This is a genomic window from Parasphingomonas zepuensis, from assembly GCF_036663735.1.
GTDB lineage: Bacteria > Pseudomonadota > Alphaproteobacteria > Sphingomonadales > Sphingomonadaceae > Sphingomonas.
This window is the reverse complement of the sequence record NZ_JAXOJO010000003.1, coordinates 122,201-143,261: the sequence shown is the minus strand read 5'-3', so window position 1 is coordinate 143,261 and position 21,061 is coordinate 122,201. Positions and strand designations below refer to the sequence as shown.

16 protein-coding genes are annotated in these 21,061 nt (G+C 65.2%); 11 read left to right on the top strand and 5 right to left on the bottom strand.

Annotated features, from left to right (window positions below; translation table 11 throughout):
* The first annotated feature begins 562 nt into the window (after window positions 1-562).
* Together U1769_RS11985 and U1769_RS11980 are read left to right on the top strand one after the other, a co-directional pair.
* Window positions 563-850, top strand: a complete 288-nt coding sequence (locus tag U1769_RS11985; protein WP_332716088.1) for a hypothetical protein — start codon at window positions 563-565, stop codon at window positions 848-850.
* Window positions 851-856: 6 nt separating this feature from the next.
* Entirely contained in the window at window positions 857-1,150 is a 294-nt protein-coding gene (locus U1769_RS11980; protein ID WP_332716085.1) for a DUF1488 family protein, read from the top strand.
* Window positions 1,151-1,496: 346 nt separating this feature from the next.
* On the opposite strand, the gene U1769_RS11975 is transcribed toward U1769_RS11980, so the two are convergent.
* The gene (locus U1769_RS11975; RefSeq protein ID WP_332716083.1) at window positions 1,497-2,402 is read right to left on the bottom strand and encodes an alpha/beta hydrolase; all 906 of its coding nucleotides are present in this window, start codon (window positions 2,400-2,402) and stop codon (window positions 1,497-1,499) included.
* Between the two features lie 267 nt (window positions 2,403-2,669).
* Here U1769_RS11975 and U1769_RS11970 point away from each other — a divergent pair, with 267 nt between their 5' ends.
* The 8 genes from U1769_RS11970 to U1769_RS11935 all read left to right on the top strand — a co-directional run bounded on the left by U1769_RS11970 (window position 2,670) and on the right by U1769_RS11935 (window position 14,634).
* Window positions 2,670-3,098, top strand: coding sequence for a DUF1801 domain-containing protein (locus tag U1769_RS11970; protein WP_332716080.1), 429 nt, complete (start codon window positions 2,670-2,672; stop codon window positions 3,096-3,098).
* Window positions 3,099-3,351: 253 nt separating this feature from the next.
* Window positions 3,352-4,791 (top strand): aldehyde dehydrogenase, encoded by a 1,440-nt coding sequence (locus U1769_RS11965; RefSeq protein ID WP_332716078.1) that lies wholly within the window; start codon window positions 3,352-3,354, stop codon window positions 4,789-4,791.
* Window positions 4,792-5,050: 259 nt separating this feature from the next.
* Window positions 5,051-6,178 carry an AraC family transcriptional regulator gene (locus U1769_RS11960; RefSeq protein ID WP_332716075.1) on the top strand — a complete coding sequence of 376 codons (1,128 nt, stop codon included), beginning with the start codon at window positions 5,051-5,053 and terminating at the stop codon, window positions 6,176-6,178.
* 118 nt (window positions 6,179-6,296) lie between these two features.
* The gene (locus tag U1769_RS11955; RefSeq protein WP_332716073.1) at window positions 6,297-9,011 is read left to right on the top strand and encodes a TonB-dependent receptor plug domain-containing protein; all 2,715 of its coding nucleotides are present in this window, start codon (window positions 6,297-6,299) and stop codon (window positions 9,009-9,011) included.
* 144 nt (window positions 9,012-9,155) lie between these two features.
* Window positions 9,156-10,703 (top strand): AMP-binding protein, encoded by a 1,548-nt coding sequence (locus U1769_RS11950; protein WP_332716071.1) that lies wholly within the window; start codon window positions 9,156-9,158, stop codon window positions 10,701-10,703.
* Window positions 10,684-11,550 (top strand): 3-hydroxyacyl-CoA dehydrogenase family protein, encoded by an 867-nt coding sequence (locus tag U1769_RS11945; protein ID WP_332716069.1) that lies wholly within the window; start codon window positions 10,684-10,686, stop codon window positions 11,548-11,550. Before U1769_RS11950 ends, U1769_RS11945 begins: the two co-directional genes overlap by 20 nt.
* 109 nt (window positions 11,551-11,659) lie before the next feature.
* A complete protein-coding gene (locus tag U1769_RS11940; protein WP_332716066.1) occupies window positions 11,660-12,970 on the top strand; it encodes a spinster family MFS transporter in 1,311 nt (436 codons plus the stop codon).
* Window positions 12,970-14,634 carry a carboxylesterase/lipase family protein gene (locus U1769_RS11935; protein WP_332716063.1) on the top strand — a complete coding sequence of 555 codons (1,665 nt, stop codon included), beginning with the start codon at window positions 12,970-12,972 and terminating at the stop codon, window positions 14,632-14,634. The genes U1769_RS11940 and U1769_RS11935 overlap by 1 nt, the downstream gene beginning before the upstream one ends.
* Window positions 14,635-14,732: 98 nt before the next feature.
* Here U1769_RS11935 and U1769_RS11930 read toward each other — a convergent pair whose 3' ends face one another.
* The 4 genes from U1769_RS11930 to U1769_RS11915 all read right to left on the bottom strand — a co-directional run bounded on the left by U1769_RS11930 (window position 14,733) and on the right by U1769_RS11915 (window position 20,640).
* Complete coding sequence (locus tag U1769_RS11930; protein WP_332716061.1) at window positions 14,733-17,036, bottom strand: TonB-dependent receptor; 2,304 nt, start codon at window positions 17,034-17,036, stop codon at window positions 14,733-14,735.
* Window positions 17,033-17,527, bottom strand: coding sequence for a MarR family winged helix-turn-helix transcriptional regulator (locus tag U1769_RS11925; RefSeq protein WP_332716058.1), 495 nt, complete (start codon window positions 17,525-17,527; stop codon window positions 17,033-17,035). The genes U1769_RS11930 and U1769_RS11925 overlap by 4 nt, the downstream gene beginning before the upstream one ends.
* 148 nt (window positions 17,528-17,675) lie before the next feature.
* Window positions 17,676-18,878 (bottom strand): TCR/Tet family MFS transporter, encoded by a 1,203-nt coding sequence (locus U1769_RS11920; protein ID WP_332716056.1) that lies wholly within the window; start codon window positions 18,876-18,878, stop codon window positions 17,676-17,678.
* A gap of 367 nt (window positions 18,879-19,245) precedes the next feature.
* The gene (locus U1769_RS11915) at window positions 19,246-20,640 is read right to left on the bottom strand and encodes an MFS transporter (RefSeq protein WP_332716054.1); all 1,395 of its coding nucleotides are present in this window, start codon (window positions 20,638-20,640) and stop codon (window positions 19,246-19,248) included.
* A gap of 160 nt (window positions 20,641-20,800) precedes the next feature.
* On the opposite strand from U1769_RS11915, the gene U1769_RS11910 reads away from it, so the two are divergent.
* Window positions 20,801-21,016: a hypothetical protein gene (locus U1769_RS11910; RefSeq protein ID WP_332716051.1), complete on the top strand. Its 216-nt coding sequence runs from the start codon at window positions 20,801-20,803 to the stop codon at window positions 21,014-21,016.
* Window positions 21,017-21,061: the final 45 nt, after the last annotated feature.

Sequence of the window (21,061 nt, the reverse complement as noted above, 5' to 3'; positions counted from 1 at the left end):
GCACGATCGGTTGCGCAGCTCGGGAGGCAACTGGACCCAAGGATCTCCGAACGAAATGTCGGCCATCGTTCATCGCACGCGCATATGGGGCGGGCACATCAGGAAATCATGGCCGAGCGCAGTCAGTGGCTCCTCTTCGGTTCGGTCCCTGCACTTTGCTGTCGTCTTCGGGCTCTGGTCCTGGGATCACGCGGACCACGATTTTTCATAGCGGCGAGGAGAGCAAGGGCGATCCCCGATGCGATCTGGACCAGCGCGAACTGGCCCTCGCCTGCTGCAATTCCCACGGCGGCCCCATTCGGGAACAATCGGGCTTTTTTTGCACCGCCACGATGGTCCAACACTTAGCGCCGAAGCCCCTCCGGGACTGCACCAAAGTCTGCCGCGCATGTTGGAATTATCACGGTAGTCCGCGCTGACGCCGGGTGAGCATTCCCGCCGCCTCGCGCCGCATTAAGGCTCAGCGAGAGCCAGCCGCTGAGACGAGTGCCGGAACATCCAGGCGATACCGCGCGCTTGAAGGGCCTCACACACCATCGATGATTTACGGGAAGACATGCGCATGACCGAAGCAAGCTGGGGTGACTCCGCCAAGACCCCGCCGATCGAATGGCGCATGAGCGCGAGCCTCGAAAATGTGCCGCGCGGCGACGGCGATCTGGCGGAGGTGACGAGCCTCGCGGGTGCCGTGCGCGCCTGGCAGGGTCTCGATCCGGCACACCAGGCAGCAGCCATGCTGACACCGGAGCGGCCGGTGCAGATCGACGGTGTCGCCCAGGCGTCTTTTGAGGGCAGCGGGATTGCGGTATTGGCGGAGCGCTTGCCGGCTTGGGAAGCACAGCAGGAGTGATCGGCGATGGCGCAGCCAAGCGTGACGTTCGAGCCTGGCGACGGCTACTGGGCCGCTGAACGCCAGAGCGTCGGTTTCACGGGCATGACGGCACTCGGCCCAGTGGACTTTCTCATCACCAGCGAAGCACTCGAACAGATGTTCGATCCCGATCTTGACGGCATCGATGGCGACTACGCGCTCGAGCTATTTAGCGAGTTCGAAGCCGACATCCACCGCATCGCCCTGCTCGAGTTCGTGAGGCGTCTTGGCGGGGAGCCGCCAATCCTGCTGACCGCAGCCGATGTGGAGATGCACTAGGCACCTGGTCCAGGCGCGGTGCACCGCCGGCACTCAGGAAGACCAGCTACACGCACCGGCTGACCCGCCCCAACAGGTCCCTCAGAATACGCGCATCGTGCACCGTAACCCCGACCAGAAAGGTCGATGGACGCTATCCAGTAAGATCAGGGCCAGGCATTTTGTCGGTCTTGCAATCCGCTGAATAGCGCAATTTGTTGATTTATCTTTGTATTTCAGTGGATTTCGTCTTTTTAACAATCGAGTGGGGAATGATTCCGCTCCGCCTTTGTAGGGGGAGCAAGAGGAGTCAGACTCGAACAGTGACTGAGCGCGCGTCCTACTCACCGAGAAGAGTGACAGTCATTCAGGGCTTGAAGGGTTTCGGGTCCGTCAGGGGCCGTTCGCGCAGCCAGCCGCCATCGCTAAGCCAATCGGCCAGCCGGTCGGGCCAGTGCAGGATCGACAGACTCTCGGAGTGGGCGGCGATGTTGAAGCCGTGGTCCATGTCGGCGAACATGTGCAGTTCGGCTGACACGCCAGCTTTGCGAAGCTGGCCGTAGAGCATCATGGCCGGCTCGGCGCAGCATTGGTCCAGCGAGCCGGCGGTGATGAAGGCAGGTGGGGCGCCGGTCGCGGCCCGGGCGGGGATGCCCAGGGGGCCCGGATAGACGAGTATCTGGAAGTCGGGACGGGCGTTGACCGCGTCGAGCGGATCGGGCGAGGGCGGTTGGGGCTCGGGGTTGTCCGCGACGAGCGACACCAGTTCGCCGCCGGCCGAAAAGCCCATCACGCCGATGCGGCGCGGATCAACGCCATATCGGCTGGCGTTGGCGCGCACCCAGCGGATCGCCCGGCGCAGGTCGGCCGCGGCGTCGCGCTCGATCGCGTAGGTCGATCCTGTCTCACGCGCCAGGCGGTACTTCAGGACGAAGGTGGTGACGCCGTAGCGGTTGAGCGCCTTGGCCGGACCGACGCCCTCATTGACGAAGACCAGCATGCGATGGCCGCCGCCGGGCACGACGATGATCGCTGCGCCATTGGCGTGGCGCGGGTCGGCAGGGAAGACCGTGAGGGACGGGCTATGGACGCTCCGCACATAGGTGTTCTCCACGATCTCGGGGTCGCTCGACCGCTGCTCGGAACCTGGTGCGCCGCGCGGCCACAGCGAAACCGTCGCCGGGCCGCTGGCCGTCGTCGACGGCGTTTCCGCGGGCGCTATGGACGGCGCGCCAGCCAACAGCGCTATTAGGGAGACGGCATGGACGAACATGGGGGATACTCCCGGGCCACGCAGGCGGCTCGCTTTGCGATCCAGCCTCCACATTTCAGCGCTTGTTCCTACCGCGACCATAGTCGATGTTCTGCGTCGTTTGGTTGTTCAGGCGTGCGACAGGGCTGGTTTCGAGGAACGCCACCGAAGGTCGAGGAAAGTCAGCGGGTTTTGTCGATTGCAGGCGAGGACAATCGTCGCCCCGATGAAAGGCCGGTGTTCGTGCTGCGGGTTGCAGCCTGGCGACGATGAAAGGAAACCCCTGGCATGAGGGTAGGCGAGCAGATCGACAGATATATTGACGATCAGTCACCGGCGAAGAGCGAGGAATTGCGGGATCTGCATCGGCGGATCTTGGAGATTTCTCCCGACGCCGAGCTCTGGTTCCTGGATGGGAAGGACGACAAGGGCAAGGTCGTTTCAAATCCGAATATTGGATATGGGGCGACGATTCTCAGCTATGCCACCGGGGAGTCGAGACGGTTCTACAAGATCGGCCTTAGCGCCAATACGGCCGGGCTATCGGTCTACGTCATGGGCCTTACGGACAAGAAATACCTGTCCGAGACTTATGGACCACGGCTCGGAAAGGCCAAGATAACCGGATATTGCATCAGGTTCAAATCCACAAAGGATCTGGATCTGAGCGTGCTCGAGGAGGTCTTCCGGGATGCCATGGGTCCGGCAGCCAATTAGCCCATATTGCAACTTCCTCCGGCTTCCGACGCTAGAAACGCCAAAAAGGCCCGCGTGTTTCAATGCCGTAGAGCGGCGAACAAGCCGTCAACAATGGACGATGTGCGGAAGGTGGCTGGTCCAGGAATGTTCGTCATGAGTACGGCAGCTTCAAACATGACTGATTCACGGCAAAGCAGGATTCAGCCGAGGTCATGGCCTTGTCGTGGGTTTTTCATTACGCTATGCAATATAACAATAACGGGAGAGCGTGATGACTGATTCTGCGACGATGACGGCCGGGCATTCGGCGACGGCGACGTTCGAACGGCTGAATCCGGTGACGGGCGAGGTCGCGACGACGGCGCCGGCCGCGAGTGTCGAGGACGCTAATGCGGCGTGCGACGCGGCGGCCGCGGCGTTCCCGGTCTGGTCGGCGCTTGGCCCCAATGCGCGGCGCGCGCTGCTCAACAAGGCGGCGGATGCGCTCGAGGCGAAGGCGCCGCAGTTCATCGAAGCGATGATGGGCGAGATCGGCGCGACTCAGGGCTGGGCGGGGTTCAACCTGATGCTCGCCGCCGGGATCGTGCGCGAGGCCGCGGCGATGACCACGCAGATCAGCGGCGAAGTGATCCCGTCGGACAAGCCCGGCTGCATTGCGATGGCGCTGCGCGAGCCGGTCGGCGTGATGCTCGGCATTGCGCCGTGGAACGCCCCGATCATCCTCGGCGTGCGCGCGATCGCGATGCCGCTGGCATGCGGCAATACGGTGGTGCTGAAGGCGTCGGAGCAATGCCCGCGCACCCACGGCCTGATCGTCGAGGCATTCGAGGAGGCCGGCCTGCCCAAGGGCGCCGTGACCCTGGTCAGCAATGCACCGCAGGACGCCGCCGATATCGTCGGCGCACTGATCGACCATCCCGCGGTGCGCCGCATCAACTTCACCGGATCGACCGCGGTCGGCAAGATCATCGCGACGCGCGCGGCCGGGCACCTCAAGCCAGTGCTGCTCGAACTGGGCGGCAAGGCACCGCTGATCGTACTCGACGATGCCGATCTCGACGAAGCGGTGAAGGCGGCCGCATTCGGGGCGTTCATGAATTCGGGCCAGATCTGCATGTCGACCGAGCGGATCATCGTGGTCGACAGCGTGGCCGACGCGTTCGTCGAGAAGTTCGCGGCCAAGGTCGGCTCCATGCCGGTCGGCGATCCGCGCGAGGGCAAGACGCCGCTGGGCGCCGTGGTCGACCAGAAGACGGTCGATCATGTGAAGAGCCTGATCGCCGATGCGCTCGGCGCTGGCGCAGTGCAGGTCAATGGCGGCGAGGCTGACGGCGTGCTGATGCCCGCCCATGTCATCGACAAGGTGACGCCCGAGATGAAGCTGTTCCGCGACGAAAGCTTCGGACCCGTGGTCGGCATCATCCGCGCCCGCGACGAAGCGCACGCGATCGAACTGGCCAACGACACCGAATACGGCCTGTCGGCGGCGGTGTTCACGAAAGACACCGCGCGCGGCCTGCGCATTGCCCGCCAGATCAAGTCGGGCATCTGCCACGTCAACGGGCCGACCGTGCATGACGAGGCGCAGATGCCGTTCGGCGGCACCAAGGCCTCCGGCTATGGCCGCTTCGGCGGCAAGGCCGGGATCGACAGCTTCACGGAACTGCGCTGGATCACGATCGAGACTCAGCCCGGCCATTACCCGATCTGAGCGGCATAAGCCCGTTCCCGGCGATCATGGTGAGCGACTCCGCTCTGCCGACGCATATGCTGTACCGGCCGACCGGGCCGCTGTGACGGGCAGGCTATCGATCGCCGCTTGGGCCTTGCGTCCAGGCTGGAGAGCAGTGCGCCGTTAAATCGACGCCTGTCTGCACCACTGGCGTTGGCAACATGGCTTCCTGCCATCAGATAAGCGCTGGTGGATCGCGCTGGCGCATCGTGGCGGATCGTGGGAAGTTCAGGAAGCCATGGCTGAAATGCCCAACATGCCGGATTTGGCTTCGAACTCTTCAACCCGGCCCGAGAGGTTCCGGGGGCTGGACGGGGGTGCGGTTGAGAGTCTCCTCCGTGGTGCCGTGATAAAGGGCCACGATCCGCACGATCTCCTGCGCCAAGCGGCCATTGATCCGTCTGTGTATGGCAACGTGCACGAGGCCATCGATGGTCGGGCGCTGTTTCGGCTGGTTCAGCAGATTCAGCTGGCGCTGGACGATGCGTATATCGGCTTTCTGGCAGAGCGGTGCCGGCTCGCGCTCGAGATGGAGCGGACGCTCTCATACCTGCATTGCGAGACCTTCGGAGAATCTCTCCGCGTGAGCATCCGCTTTACCCAGGCTTTGTCGGCGGACATCGGACCGCAACTCGTCGAAGATCGCCTGAGCGTGAAACATGTCTGCACCTACCATACGATCGAGGGGGTGGACCGCGACATCTTCGTCTGGCTACGCTTCGTGTGGATCTTCCATCTGTTCAGCTGGCTCATCGGGCGCCCTGTGCGCTTGCGCGGCGTTTCCGTGCGCGCGTCGCGGCCAGTGCAGGCAAATGGTTTTGACCGGTTCGCCTTATTTGGCTGCCCGATACAGTATGACGCACCGATCGACGCCCTTTGCTATGACCGGAAGGATTTGAGTGCACGCCTGGTTCACGGAACTCTGGCCGAGTATCAGGAACACAATGCTAGCAACCCGGACTGGTTCGCCATGCCGAGCGGACGCCTGACGTGGCGGGCGCAAACCGAAAACGTCCTGGTGGATTTTCAGCGCTCGGAAATCTGGTCCACGCCGATCGACGCCGTCGCGGAACGCCTCCGCAGCGAGCCGCGTCGGCTGCGTCGCAATCTCGCCCGTGAGGGGGAAAGCTTCCAGCAGATCAGAACCCGGCTCCGAGGGGAGCTTGCGGCTGCCTATCTGCTCGTCACGGACCTGCCGATCACCATGGTCGGTTACCGGGTGGGCTTCAGCGAGCCGGGTAGCTTTACCCGCAATTTCATCGAGTGGGCCGGCATGACCCCGTCGGAATACCGCGCCCGGTACAAGTCGGATCATGCGCGGGTGACCGCGGCAACGATGCTCTTGACCGAACGCACCAGTGCCTGAACGAAAGCAATGCTGGTCACTTGCGTTAAATCTGGCTGTCAGACCTGCCATAGCTAAAGGGCGGGCTCTCGGACATCGATGCTCCCAAGAATGAAGAACATAAGCGTGGGAGGATATCATGACCGGAACTGGCAAGCTTAACAGGCATATCGCATTGTCTGGCACGTCCCTGGCAGCGGCGCTGCTTTGCGCAGTTGGGCCAGCCTGGGCGCAGAGCGCCAATGGAAGTGGAAATAGCGCTGCCATCGCGCCAGCGGACGCTGCCCCTCCGCAATCCGCGGCAGATAGCCCGGACGAGACCGAGGCCGACATCATCGTGACCGGATCGAGCATCCGCGGCGTGCCGCCGACGGGCTCCAACCTGATCAGCGTCACCCGCGCGGATATCCGGACGATCGGCGCGAGCACGTCCGCCGACCTCCTGGCGACCGTGCCCCAGCTCAACAGCTTCAATACCGCCGCCAGGGCGACCGGTGGCGGGGCAGGCTCTTTCGCACCGGGCCTGCGCGGCTTGCCGGCGACTGCGACCCTGCCGCTGATGAACGGGCACCGGCTGGTGGCCTCCAGCACCAAGGAGACCAACCCCGACTTCCCGTTCATTCCCGACCTCGCGATCGAACGCGTCGAGATCGTCGCTGACGGCGCGTCGGCGATCTATGGCTCGGATGCGGTCGCCGGCGTGATCAACTTCATCACCCGCAAACGGGCGTCCGGACTGGAGACGTCGGTGCGCTACGGGATGGCCGACGACTATCACACCTTCACCGCGAGCGGCCTGTTCGGCAAGGATTGGGGCAGCGGATCGGTCGTCGCGGCCTATCAATATGCCGAGAACGGCAACATCACCGGCGCCGACCGCAAATTCCGTGTGGTGGACTTCCGGCCCTATGGCGGCGTCGATTCGCGCAGCTCGGTATGCCCGGCGGCGAACGTCGCGGTGAACACCACCGGATATGCGATCTATTATGCGGCGCCGACGCTGGCGCCGAACACGCGCAACCTGTGCGACAATGGTGCGGTGTCGGACATCGTCCCGGAATCCCAGTTGCACAGCGGCTATCTCACCGCCCATCAGGAGCTGAGCGATCGCGTCACGTTGTGGGGCGAGATTCTCTATTCCGACCGCAAGGACACGGTCCAGGCGCCGCCGCCACCCGGTGCGGGCGCTTCCGGGGGCGTGATCCTCTACAATATCCCCGGCTTCTCGACGAACCCGTTCTTCAAGGCCCCGCCGGGCAGTGGCGCCACCATCGAGTTCGTGCAGTTCCGAACCGACAACCTCTATGGCGCCGACCATATCGACAACAAGTTCCGGGTCAGGGCGGGTAACTCGTCCGCCGGGATCGACGCCAAGCTGGGCGGCGACCTGAAGCTGAGCGTCTACGGCACGGCGAATTGGGCGCGAAACGACGCCTATCTCCCCGCGATCAATCCTGCCGCCCTCGACGCAGCTGCCTCGGCGAGCACCGCGGCGACGGCACTCGATCCGTTCGGCAACGGCACCTCGCCTGCCGTAGTGGCCAAGATCCTCGACTATGCGGGGGATATCGTCATCCACCAGCGCACCTATCTGGGCGCCGCCAAGGTCGACGGTTCGCTCCTTGAGCTGCCCGGTGGACAGCTCAAGATCGCGGTAGGGGTCGAGTATCGGCACGAGGCGTTCCGGCAGCGCGGGATTTATGGCGGCAGCCAGGTTCCCGAACGGCTCGATCGCAACGTCAGGTCGGTTTACGGTGAAATGTTCGTGCCGATCGTCGGGACCGACAACCAAGCGCCGCTGATGCGCGGCCTCGCCTTGTCGCTTTCTGCCCGTTACGACGATTACAGCGACTTCGGCTCGACGACCAACCCCAAGCTCGGCGTCAATTGGGAGCCGGTGCACGGCCTCACGCTTCGGGGTACCTATGGCACGTCCTTCCGCGCCCCGGGGCTACGCGATGTCGGCGCTACCGTCGGTGCCTATTACTTCAACGCGGCCGCCATCGCCGGCAGCGTCCTGCGCGATCCGACGCGGGGCGCGGCGCAGGTCGACACGGTGGCCCTGTACGGCGGCAACCGTGGTCTTCAGCCCGAAAAGGCGCGGACCTGGTCGCTCGGTGCCGACCTGACTCCCGGCCTCCTGCCCAACTTCCGGGCCAGCATGACCTTCTACGACATCCATTATACCGACGTGATCGGAACCCCGGGCGGCAGCATCGCCTTCACCGATCCGACTTTCGCCTCCGTCGTGTACCGCAATCCCACGGCGGCGCAGCTTTCAGGCCTGTTGTCGATCGCGGTGCCGGTCAACTTCGCGGCGGGAGCGCTACCGCCGATCGGCAACCTGCTCGACTTCCGCCAGGGCAATTTCGGGATTCGCAATACCAACGGCCTCGACGTCGACATCGGCTATCTCAAGACCACCGGCTTCGGCTCGGTCTTCGCGGGCTTGGCCGGCAACTATATTCTGAAGTACAAGACGCAGCTTTCCCCGACATCGGCGGTATCTAACCTGCTTGACCTCGGCGTCCCGAAGGCGACGGCACGAGCCACGCTGGGCGCGCAGGCCGGTCCGGTCACCGCCGTCGGCTTCGTCAATTACCGGCACGGCGTCACCAGTCTCTATGCCACCCCGACCGGCACCGCCCAGTACAGCGCCGGTTCCTATACGACGGTCGATCTGCGCTTCTCCGCGAAGCTTCCGAACATCGGGCTGGCCAAGGGAACCGAGCTGTCGCTGCAGCTGAACGACCTGCTCGACCAGAGGCCGCCCTTCTTTCCCGCGACGGACGGCATCGGTGGAAGCTATAATCTGGGCCGCTACGTCGCGGTCGGCCTGCGGAAGGCCTTCTGATCGAGAGACGAAACCAGTGACCCGGGGGCATCCGCCGCTCCCGGGCGCACGGGCAACTCCATTACCGAGTAGTACCCCCAGCATATGCAGAAATTTGCGCTTACCCTCGACAAATTCATCGACCACGCCGCGAAGTGGCATGGGATGAGAACGATCGCGACCGCGTCGCGCGGCGCGGTTGTGGGCCGCGTCGGCTATGCGGAACTGCGTGCGCGCAGCAACCGCCTGTCCGGCGCGCTGCTCGCGCTGGGGCTGAAGGTCGGGGACCGGGTCGGCACCTTAGCCTGGAACACCCAGCATCATCTCGAAGTCTATCACGCGACGATGAACGCGGGCCTGGTGTGCCACACGCTGAACCCCCGGCTCACCTCCGCGCAGCTAGCGGCGATGATCAACGAAGCCGAGGACCGGATGCTGGCGGTCGCGGCGAACCTTGTCGGCGTCCTGCCGGACTTGCTGACGCTGTGCCCGACGATCGAGCGGGTCGTCGTTCTCGACGGCGCCGTCGACGCGTCGATCGCGGCCAGGCTCGCCGTGCCGGTGGAGGAGATCGACGGGCTGGTCGCGGCGCATGGCGCGCCGGCCGCATGGGGCCAGTTCGACGAGGAGAGCGCGGCGGGCCTCTGCTTCACCTCTGGGACCACGGGCAAGCCGAAAGGCGTCGTGTTCACGCATCGCTCCAACTATCTCCACACGCTGATGTCGATCCAGCCGGACGCCTATTGCCTGTCCGCGAAGGACACGATCCTCGTCGCCATTCCGATGTTCCACGCCAATGCCTGGGGCCTCCCCTTCTCCGCGCCCGCGGTCGGCGCGAGCCTCGTGCTGCCGGGGCGCGAGCTGGACGGCGCCAGCCTGGCCGCGCTGATCCGCAGCGAGAACGTCACCATCGCCGGCGGCGTGCAGACCGTGTGGATCGGGCTGCTCGACCATCTCGACGCCACCGGCGGCGACGTGCCCAGCCTCGAGCGCATCATCATCGGCGGATCGAAATGTCCCGATGCGCTGATCCGGCGCATGGAGGACCGCCTGGGCGCCCGCGTCCAGACGACCTGGGGCATGACGGAGATGTCGCCGCTCGGCACGGTCGATTCAGTGCAGTTGCCGCCGGCGGCCGAGCGCTCGTCCGGGCGTCCGCCGATCGGCGTCGACCTCAAGCTGACCTCGGCCGACGGCGCCACGCTCCCGGAACAGCGCGGCGTGATCGGTCATCTGAAGGTCAGGGGCCCCTCAGTGATCGATCGCTATTTCAACGCCGCGGCGAGCGCACTCGATGCGGAGGGCTATTTCGATACGGGCGATCTGGCGACGATCGACGATGGCGGCGCGCTCACGATCTGCGGGCGATCGAAGGACCTGATCAAGTCGGGCGGCGAATGGATCAACCCGGCGGAGATGGAAGCGATCATCGGCCGCGATCCGCGCGTCGGGCAGGTCGCCGTGATCGGCAAGACGCACCCCAAATGGGGCGAGCGCCCGGTGCTGGTGGTGGAGCTGCGCCAGGGCGAGACGGGGGACGCGCCGGCGTTCGTCGATGCGTTGCGCGGCAAGGTGGCCGACTGGTGGCTGCCGGACGAGATCGTCCAGCTGCCACGGATGCCGCTGGCCGCGACCGGCAAGATCGACAAGGTCCGGCTGCGCGCCGACTATGAGCACGGGGAGCTGGATCGCTATGTCACCGTCGCTCGCTGAGACAAGGGTCGGCGTCGTCGGCGCCGGCCTGATGGGCGCGGAAATCGCTCTGACCTTCGCGCTGGCCGGCATGGACGTGCTGCTCGGCGATCGCGATCTGGCGGCGCTGGAGGCAGCGCTGGTGCGGCTGAGTAAGGTGCTGGATCGCGGCGTGGCGCGGGGCTTCTATGCCGAAGGCGAACCGGCGCTGGCTCTCGACCGCATCCGGACGACGACGGATCTCGCCAGCTTTGCTGATCGCGACCTGGTGACCGAGGCAGTGTTTGAATCGCTCGACGTCAAACGCGACGTGCTGGCGGCGCTCGACCGGGCCTGTCCCGCGGCATGCGTGATCGCGTCGAACACCTCGACGTTGCCCATCTCGACCCTGAGCGCAGCGCTGGTGCCGGAACGGCGGCCGAGATTTCTCGGCACGCATTATTTCTCGCCCGTTTCCCGGATGCGCCTGGTCGAGGTCGTGCCCGCCTTCGACACCGATCCGGCGATCGTCGCCTGGACCATCGCGATCCTCGAACGCGCCGGCAAGCAGCCGATTGCGGTGAAGGACGTCGCCGGCTTCGCAGTGAACCGGATGCTGCATGCGATGCTGATCGAGGCGGTGAAGCTGGTCGAGGAAGGCGTCGCGACGCCGGAGGACCTGGATACCGCATGCCGGCTGGGCCTCGGCCATCCGATCGGGCCATTCGCCCTGATGGACAATGTCACCTCGGGCCTGTGCCTGCAGGTCCAGGAGATATTGCAGGACTGCTATGGCGAGCGCTTCCGCCCGCCAGCCTTGCTGAAGCAGCGGGTGGCGGCCGGCTATTCCGGGGGACGGGGCAAGCCGGGCTGGCTGGCCAAAGACTGAAAAGAAAAAATCGAGAGGTGAAGGTCGATATGGTGCCAGCAATCAAGAGATCGAACGAACGCCACGGGTCCGCTGGCCTGTGGGCGGACGATCACCGCGGCCAGCGCGCATGACCGCCGCCACCTCCCCCGGCCAGGACGCCGCGCCAGCATCCGGCGCGGGTGCGCGGATCACACTGGCGGTGCTGTGCTTCGTCTATGTCCTCAACTTCCTTGACCGCCAGCTCATCTCGATCCTCGCCAAGCCGATCCAGGATGGCCTGAACATCACCGATGGCCAGCTGGGCCTGCTGACCGGCTTCTACTTCGCCTGCTTCTATTGCTTCATCGCGATCCCGATCGGCTGGCTGGCCGATCGCACGAGCCGCGTGCGGGTCCTCTCGATCGCCTGTGCCGTGTGGAGCGGCGCCACCGCCGCCTGCGGCATGGTCGGCAGCTACGGGCAGCTCGTCATTGCCCGCATGATGGTCGGTGTCGGCGAAGCGGGCGGCGTGCCGCCATCCTATGCGATCATCTCCGACTCCTTCCCCCGCGAGCGGCGGACCACGGCCATGGCGATTTTCAATCTCGGCCCGCCGATCGGCTCCGCGCTGGGCGTTGCGTTCGGCGCGTCGCTCGCAGCGGCCTTCAACTGGCGCGTTCCCTTCTATGTAATCGGCGCGATCGGCGTCGTCACGGCACTGGCCGTCTATCTCATCGTCCGCGAGCCGAACCGCGGAGGGCAGGACCTGCCCGCAAAAACGGTGCGCGCCGACGCGGAGCCCATCGGCCTGGTCGCGACCATCGCGCAATTCTTCGGCAACCCGCTGCTGCTCATGGCGTCGCTCGCGAGCGGCGCCGGCAACTTCATCACCTATGGCCTGCTCAATTTCACGACGCTGTTCCTCATGCGCGAAAAGGGCATGGAACTGGGCGACGTCGCCATCTGGTACGCCCTGGTCGTCGGGATCGGCATGAGCGCCGGCATCTATGCCTCGGGGCGGATCGTCGATCGGTTCGCCGCGCGCAGCAAGGCAGCCTATGCCACGGTCCCGGCCGCCTCGCTGGCCCTCGCGCTGCCCTTCTTCCTGGGCTTTGCCTGGGCGCCTACTTGGCAACTGGCCTTGCTCTTCCTGTGCGTGCCCATGTTCCTGAACTCGTTCTTCCTGTCGGCGACGGTCACCTTCGTCCAGGGCGAGGTGCCGCCCGAACGGCGCGTCATTTCGGGTGCGCTGCTGTTGCTGGTGATGAACTTCATCGGGCTCGGCCTCGGGCCGACCTATGTCGGCATGGCCAGCGACTTTTTCCGGCCCACCCACGGCGCCCATGCCTTGCAGGCGGCCTATTATGCGCTCGCGCCGATGTACCTGATCGGGGCCGGGCTGTTCCTGATCCTCGCGCGCCTGATCCGCCGCACCGAACGTCTCGAAGGAACCCTGTGATGAAGAGTGTGTCGCGCCTGATAATCGCCACCGTCGCTGCATGCGCCATGGCCGCCGGAGCGGCCATGGCGTCCGCGGCGCCGGACAAGGCGCCGGTGGTGAACGCGCCGGCCGGTTCGGTGAAGGGCCTGACCGAGGGCACCGCCACGGTGTTCCGCTCGATTCCCTATGCGCTTCCGCCCGTCGGCGCGCACCGCTGGCGCCCGCCGGCGCCGATGCCGCGCTGGAAGGGCGTGCGCGCCGCGCAGACGACCGGCGTCGCCTGCATGCAGCCGCCAATGGCGGCCGGCCCCTATGATCGCGGTCCGGTGCCGATGGCCGAGGATTGCCTGACGCTCGACGTGACAGCGCCTGCCAACGCCCGCAATGCGCCGGTGATGGTCTGGATCCATGGCGGGACGCTGATCTGGGGCTCCGGGCACTCGCCGATGTATGACGGCCGGGAATTCGCCAAACGCGGCGTCGTGCTGGTCTCGATCAACTATCGTCTCGGCGTGCTCGGCTATCTGGCGCATCCCGAACTCAGCAAGGAATCCCCGGACGACATCTCCGGCAATTACGGGCTGCTCGACCAGATCCAGGCACTGCAATGGGTGCGCAGAAACATCGCTGCCTTTGGCGGCGATCCGAGGAACGTGACGATCTTCGGGGAATCCGCCGGTGCGCTCAGCGTCGAATATCTGCTCGCCTCGCCGCGGGCGCGGGGCAGTTTCGACAAGGCGATCGTGCAGAGCGGCTATCTGTTCACCATGCCGGAACTGCGCAGCAAGCGCGGTGAGGAGGCTTCGGCCGAGGACATGGGCCTGTGGCTGTCCGGCAAGCTGAAGGCGCCGAACCTTGCCGCGCTGCGGGCGATGGACGCGCGCCAGCTGGTCGAAGCGACCGCGGCGACGGGCTATCCGCCCTATGGCACCATCGACGGCAAGATCCTCACCCGCCAGCTGGTCGATACCTTCGATCAGGGCGAACAGGCGCCGGTGCCGCTGATCGCGGGCTTCAACAGCGGCGAAATCCGCACCCTTCGCGGCTTGTTGCCGCCGCTCCCGGCGAGCCCTACGGCTTATGAAGCGGGCATCAGGGCGCGATACGGGGATCTGGCGGACGCCTATCTGCGCCTCTATCCCGCATCTCGCGACCTCGATCAGAACGGGCTGGACAGCACGCGCGACGCCGTATTCGGTTGGACAGCGGAACGGCTCGTGCGCAAGCAGGCCGCTCTAGGGCGGCCGTCATTCCTCTATTATTTCAGCCACAGCTATCCCACGGCGGATGCGGCGGGCGTGACGGGGTTTCACGCAAGCGAAGTGCCCTTCGTGTTCGGGACGATGGCCGGCACCCCGGCCTCATGGCCGGCAATCCCGGACACGCCCGCCGAGCGACAATTCTCCGGCGCGATGCTGGATTACTGGACCAGCTTTGCCCGTAGCGCGAAACCGACCTCCGCGAACGGCCCCGACTGGAACGCTTTCGGCTCCGCGAGCGCCTTCCTGCAGTTCGCCGACGGCCCGTCCGCCGCGACGGGGTTCATGCCGGGCATGTACGCGCTGCATGAAGAGGTGATGTGCCGGCGCCGGGCGGACGGCAGTCAGTCCTGGAACTGGCGCGCTGGCAGCAGCGCGCCGGTGCTGCCCAAGCCCCTGTCGCAATGCAATGTCCGGCCATGACTTTCAAACGCCGGACATCGCCTGACTCAATGGCAGCGCGGGCCGGTGGATCCAACCGCTGCTCTTGAGCGGCTGGATCCACCGGTGCCGCTTGCCGGCTAGAATTTGAAGCCAGCGCTCACGCCCCATTCGCGTGGACGCCCATAGCTCGCCTCGGCGAGGCCGAAGGCGCCCGACGCGTTGCCGGATACCAGATACAGCGTGTCGGTAAGGTTCGTGCCGAACACCGCCAATGTGATGTCCTTACCGGGCAGGGTATAGCTCAGCCGCGCGTTGAGCAGGCCGTAGCCGTCGTCCGTGATGATCGGCGTATTGGCCACGTCGTGATAGATGCGGCTGTACATCGTGTAATCGAGCCGGAACGCAGCTTCTCCGCCGCTGTCGAATTCGTGCTTGAGATCGAGCCCGGTCGTCACAGTCCATTCGGGCGCCTTCACGAACCCGCTGGCCAGCGTGATCGGGAGAATCTGCGTCGGCCCGAGGCCTTGGCCGACTGCCGTGTATTTGGCGTCCAGATAGCCGACCGCTGCGTTGAACGAGAGCCACGACGCCGGGCGCATCACCGTTTCGAATTCGAACCCGTCGATCCTGCCGGAAGCGGCGTTGGCGACGAAGTTGGTCGGCGTCTGGTTCACCGTAAGCTGGATGTTGCGATAGATCGAGTGGAAGGCGGCGAGGTTGGTGGTCAGCTGCCCGTCGAGCCACCGCGCCTTGATCCCGGCCTCGTAAGTGGTGAGTTCCTCCGGCGCGTATTGGGTCACTTCATCGGCGCTCACCAACGGCCGGCCGTTGAACCCGCCCTGTTTGAAGCCCTTCGAATAGGAGGCGTAGAGCAGCACGTCGCCCGAAGCCTTGTAGTTGACACCGAGCCGCGGCGTGAATTTATTGAACGTCGCCTCCCGCGTCACGTTGGTGAACTGCACGAGATCGCGCTGGCGCACGTTGATCGAGGTGAAAATCTTCTTGTCGCTGGTGTAGCGCCCGCCGACCGTCAGAGTCAGGCGGGGCACGATCTCGAAATCGAGCTGGCCATAGGCCGCCAGGCTTCGGTTATCGGTGTAGTTGCGGATGAACACCGCCGGGGTGAAAGGCGGCGGGGCGGCCGGCGCCTGGAGGCCGATCGCCAGATCGGCGGTTGCGATGTCCGACGCTTTCTCCTTGAAGAAGAAGCCGCCGAGCACATAGCTCAGCCGGTCGTCGAAGACCTTGCCGGTGAGTTGGAGCTCTTCGCTGAACTGCCACTGCTTGTCGCGATTGGTGGTCTGGCGGAACACAAAGGGCGTGTTGTCGCCGTCCCGGGTGAAATAGGCCTTCATGTGGCGATAGGCAGAAATCGACTTCAGCGTCGCGCCGCCAAAATAATAGGCGACGGTTGCCTGGGCGCCCCACAGGTCCAGATCGTTGTCGTTCGGTCCGCCGGCCCAGGTCTCGAACGGGCTGGCGGTGATGTAGCTCGGGTTCAGCGTGGGCTGGCCGTTGGGGGCGACGATGCCGCGGCTGGGCGCGACGTAGAGGTTGTAGTTGGTCAGGAACGGGATGCCGGTGATGCCCGGCACGTTGCCGACCGCCAGCAGATCCGACGGCGCCGACGTCTCGCGGGCGCGGGTATAGTCGCCGCCGATGTCGATCGTCAGGCCGCTGCCCTCTGGCTGGATACGCAGCTTGGCGCGGATCATCTGCGCTGAACGATCGCCCTGGGTATCGCCATCGAGCAGCCGTTTGACATAGCCGTCCCGGTTCAGGCTCGCGGCCGAAGTGCGCAGCGCGGCGAGGCCGGTTGCGATCGGGATATTCACTGCGCCCTTCACGTCGATCCGGTCGAACCGGCCATACGTGCCCTCGATCCGGCCCGACATCGTGTTCAGATCGGGTGTGGTGGTGTTTATCAGCACCGCGCCGCCCACCGTGTTTTTGCCGAACAACGTACCCTGCGGCCCGCGCAGCACCTGCACGCTGTCGATATCGACAGCATCCATGACGCCGCCGATCGACCGCGCATAATAGACGTCGTCGACATAGAAACCGACGCCGGGATCGCTGAAGATCGCGAAATCATTCTGGCCGACGCCGCGGATGAAAACGGTGGCGTTGTAATTGCCGCCCGACAGCGCGGCGGCGCCATCGAAGCGGATGTTGGGGGTGAATTTCGCGATCTCGTCGAGCGTGGCGATGCTGCGGTTTTCGAGCGCGGCGGCGCTGAACGCCGTGACGGCGACCGGCACGTCCTGCAGCCGTTCCGACCGGCGGCGGGCGGTCACCAGGATGTCGTTGCCCTCGACCGGCACTGTGTCCTGCGCGCTTTCGCCTGGCGTGGTGGCGGTAGGGGAGGTGTCCTGTGCCTGCGCCGCTCCGCACGACAGCATCGCGATCGCGGCCGCACCGCTCAACAGATAACCCTTCATTTGACTCTCCTCAGTATCGCTCGTCTCGTTGGCGTGGCACGCGGAGCGATCGCGCTATGGGCGTCCCGAATCTTCACCAGCAGGCGGAACAGTTCGGCCCGTTCCTGCTCAGTCAGTGGTCCGAAGAAATCGGCATCATGGTCGGCGGTCAGCTGGACGATCTCGTCACGCAGCCGAGTGCCCGCGGCCGTCAGGTGCAGGGCGTTGCTGCGCCGGTCGCGGCCCGGCCGCCGCTCGACCGCACCCAGCGCGACGAGGTTGTTGACCGCCGCCATCGTACTGGCGCGGTTGATGCCCAGCACGCGGCTGAGTTCGGTCTGATCGCAGCCGGGATGGAGATCGATGAAGACGAGCGCCGTGGCGCGTCCCGGCGGTGCGCCGAGCTTCGCCATCTCCTCGTGGAGCGCCTCCATCGCAAGCATGTCGACGCGGCGCAGCTGATAGCCAAGGCGGCTCGCAATCTCGCCGACATCATCCGCTTCGCGCCGCATCCGCCCCTCTCTCGATTACAACTTTGTTGCTATCTGGCACTACTGTATGGCTGCCATACAGTTATAGCAAGAATCAATTAACCATTGGGTGGGCGATGGTTTTGCGGCGACGTTTGGAGGCAGGCGCTGGTGTTGTGACTGTTGCCGTTCAGCGTTTCAGCGGCGCCGGAGTGGCAATCGAGGGCGGAAACCGCAGGCTGAGCACCAGAGGGATCGCGATTGCGTTGACGACGACGGCCGAGAGCCAGATCGCACCCGGCCAGGGTGCCCGTACGACGAAGTACAGGCTCGAGAATAGCAGCGGCCCGATGATCGAGGCCAGGCTCATGGCGGACGCCAGTACGCCTTGGAACTGACCCTGGCGGCTCTCGTCGACTAGGCGGGTCGCGAGCGACTGTAACGCGGGAGTGCCCATGCCCGCCAGGGCAACCACCGGCATGATCACGAAGACCATCCAGCCCTGCGTGGCGAAGGCCATGGACACCAGCGCCGCGCAGCCAAGGGCTATGCCGGTCAGGACGGCCCCGCGCTCACCGAGCAGCCTGACCGCCGGGCCTGGGAGGAAAGCCTGCGCCAGTGCCTGGCAGACGCCGAATGCGCCCAGCGACAGGCCGATCCACAGGCCGTTCCACCCGAACATGTCATTTCCCCACAGCGCCCAGCACACCCCATAGACTTCACCGGTGGCGCTCAGGATGAAGAAGATGGCAACGACGGGGATCAGGGTTTTCATGGAAAAGACCCAGCGCATCGGGCGCAGCGGGTTGAGCGCGGCGAGGTCGATCCTGGTCCGGCTCGGGACGCGGGATTCGGGAAGGAAGAACAATGCGAGCAGCAGATTGCCAGCGTTCAGCACAGCCGCAGCGATGAACGGGAGCCTCAGCCAGTAATCGCCGAGCACGCCGCCGAGGACCGGGCCAAGGATGAAGCCGATCCCGAACATCGCATTGAACATGCCGAAACGCTTCGCGCGCATATCCTCGGGCGAAATGTCGGTGATGTAGGCAGTCGCGACCGAGATGTTGGCGCTGGTCAGCCCCGCAATGGCGCGGCCGAGAAACAGCAGCCACAGCGACGGCGCAAATGCCATCACCCCGTAATTGACCGCCGCGCCGGCGAGCGAGATCAGCAGCACCGGGCGCCGGCCAAGGCTGTCGCTCAGGGCGCCCAGAACCGGTGCGAAGACGAACTGCATTACTGCATAAAGCGCTGTGAGCACGCCGATATACGGCGCAACATCGTGCGCGTGAGTCACGTCCTCGATAAGGCGCGGCAGGATCGGGAAGATCAGGCCGATGCCGACTGCGTCGAGACCGATTGCCGCGAAAATGACGACGAGCGACCGGTTCACGATGCGGCTCCGGCCAGGCGCGCCGCCCGGTTCCCGGCGCGATACACCAGCTCCGTACATTGGCGCGGGATGGGATAAAAATATGGCATGATTCAGCTCCTTGTCGTTGTCCGACCGGAGCGTTTCTCAGCCGTGAGACCCACGCCGACGAACCATAGCCGCTTTGCCAGCGGCCAATGTTCGTCGCGGGGGTCCAAGGCAGGAGGCCAAAGACCAGAGCTTTCGTTACCGAAAGGCCTTGGGCTTACCAGACCAAGGCTGCCTTTTCCGACGAGCGCGGATTAGCAGCTTCGCAGGCGATTCGACAAGGTCAGGCTGACGCGGCGGAGCCGTCAGCTGCGGCGACCATCGAGCCGTCACCGGGCGCTCAGTCACGGGCGCTCAATTGTTCGAGCGAGCGGCCGCGGGTCGGCGGGCAGGCGCCGATCGCCGCCGCGGCGATCGCCATGCTGACGGCGATGAAAGCGAACACGCCGGGATTGCCGAAATGGGCTGAGAGATAGCCGATCACGAAGCTGGTGAAGATCGTCGACAGGCGGCTGAACGAATAGACGAAGCCGACCGCGCGGGCGCGGATGCCGGTCGGGAAGACCTCGGCCTGATAGGCGTGGTAGCTGTAGGACAGCAGATTGTTGCTGAGCGTGATCGCGATGCCGAGGGCGATGATCACCCAGTGCTCGCGGCTCATGGCGAACAGCAGCCCGAAGGTCGCCGTACCGAGTGCGGCCGCCACCGTCTGCCATTTCAGCTCGAACCGATCCGCGAAAAGCGTGAACAGGAACGGGCCGACCGGGAAGGCGAGGGCGATCAGCGCCGCATAGAGCATGCTGCTGGTGACCGAGACGCCCTGTGCCGCCACAAGCTTGGGCACCCAGTTGCCGAAGCCGTAAAAGCCGATCGTCTGGAAGAAGTTGAACAAGGCGAGCAGGATCGTGCGGTTGCGATAGGGCGGACGGAACAGGTCGCCGAAGCGGCCCTGGCCGGTTTTCGCCGGGATCGCGGCAAGCGCGGGCTCCGGCGCCGGGAGCGCATGGCCGAGCTCGCGTTCGACCCGCGCCTCCATGGTCGCGAGCACTGCTTCGGCCTGACCGAACCGGCCATGCTGGACGAGCCAGCGCGGGGATTCGGGGATCGCGCGCCGGATCCACCACACCGCGAGCGCGCCGCAAACGGGGAAGAACACCACCCAGCGCCAGCCCTCGATGCCGAGCGGCTGGCGGGGAATCAGGAACCAGGAGAGAAAGGCGACGGTCGGCACCGCAAGGAACATGATGCCCTGGTAGAAGGCGAAGCCCTTTGCCCGTACCCGGCGATTGACCAGTTCCGCGACATAAGTGTCGATCGTGACCATCTCGACGCCGAGGCCCAGGCCGGCGACGAAGCGCCAGAAGAAGATCGCCTCCGCCGAGTTCTGCAGGCCCATGACCAGCGTGGCGGCGGCATACCACAGCAGCGCCCAGGTGAAGATGGCGCGCCGGCCGAAGCGATCAGCCACCGAGCCGAAGCAGATCGTGCCGAGGAACAGGCCGGCAAAGGTAGAGGAGGCGAACGCCGCCTGATCGGACAGGCCGAACGCCGCGTGCGTGCCCTCGGCGAAGATCCCTGCCTGGATCAGCCCGGGGCTGACATAGGCCGTCATCAGCAGATCGTAGATTTCGAAATAGGCGCCGAGCGACAACAGGAAGACGAGCTTCCACATGTAGCGGCTGGGCGGCAGCCGATCGAGCCGCGCAAGGATGTCAGCGGCACTGGGTGACTGCATTGCGCCCTCGGGTGATGAGGGACGTATTCCATCCCTTGCCGCGCTTCGCAACGGGGGAGATCGTCTCAGCCCAGGCTTACCCGATACGCTCGTATCGCCCGTTGCCAGCCATGGTTTATCGGGGCAGCATCGGAACATCGCAGCGGGGTGAGGAGCGGGCATGTCGAATGAAGTTGGTCCTGTGCGGGACAGGAATGCCGTGGTCGAGCTGCGGGTGACGATCTCGCCTGCCGGCCTGTTGTCGATCGCCGCGATCGTGCTGGCGGGGGCCGTGGTCACCGGAGTGGCGATCCGGGAAGCGAGGCGGCCCGGCGTCCCGCGCGTGAAGCGGCGCGCCGATGGTGACCGTGGCGGGGAGGGTGGACTGCTCAGCTGAGGCGACCTGTCCGCCGACGATCGCGCGTTGAACAAAATACCGGTT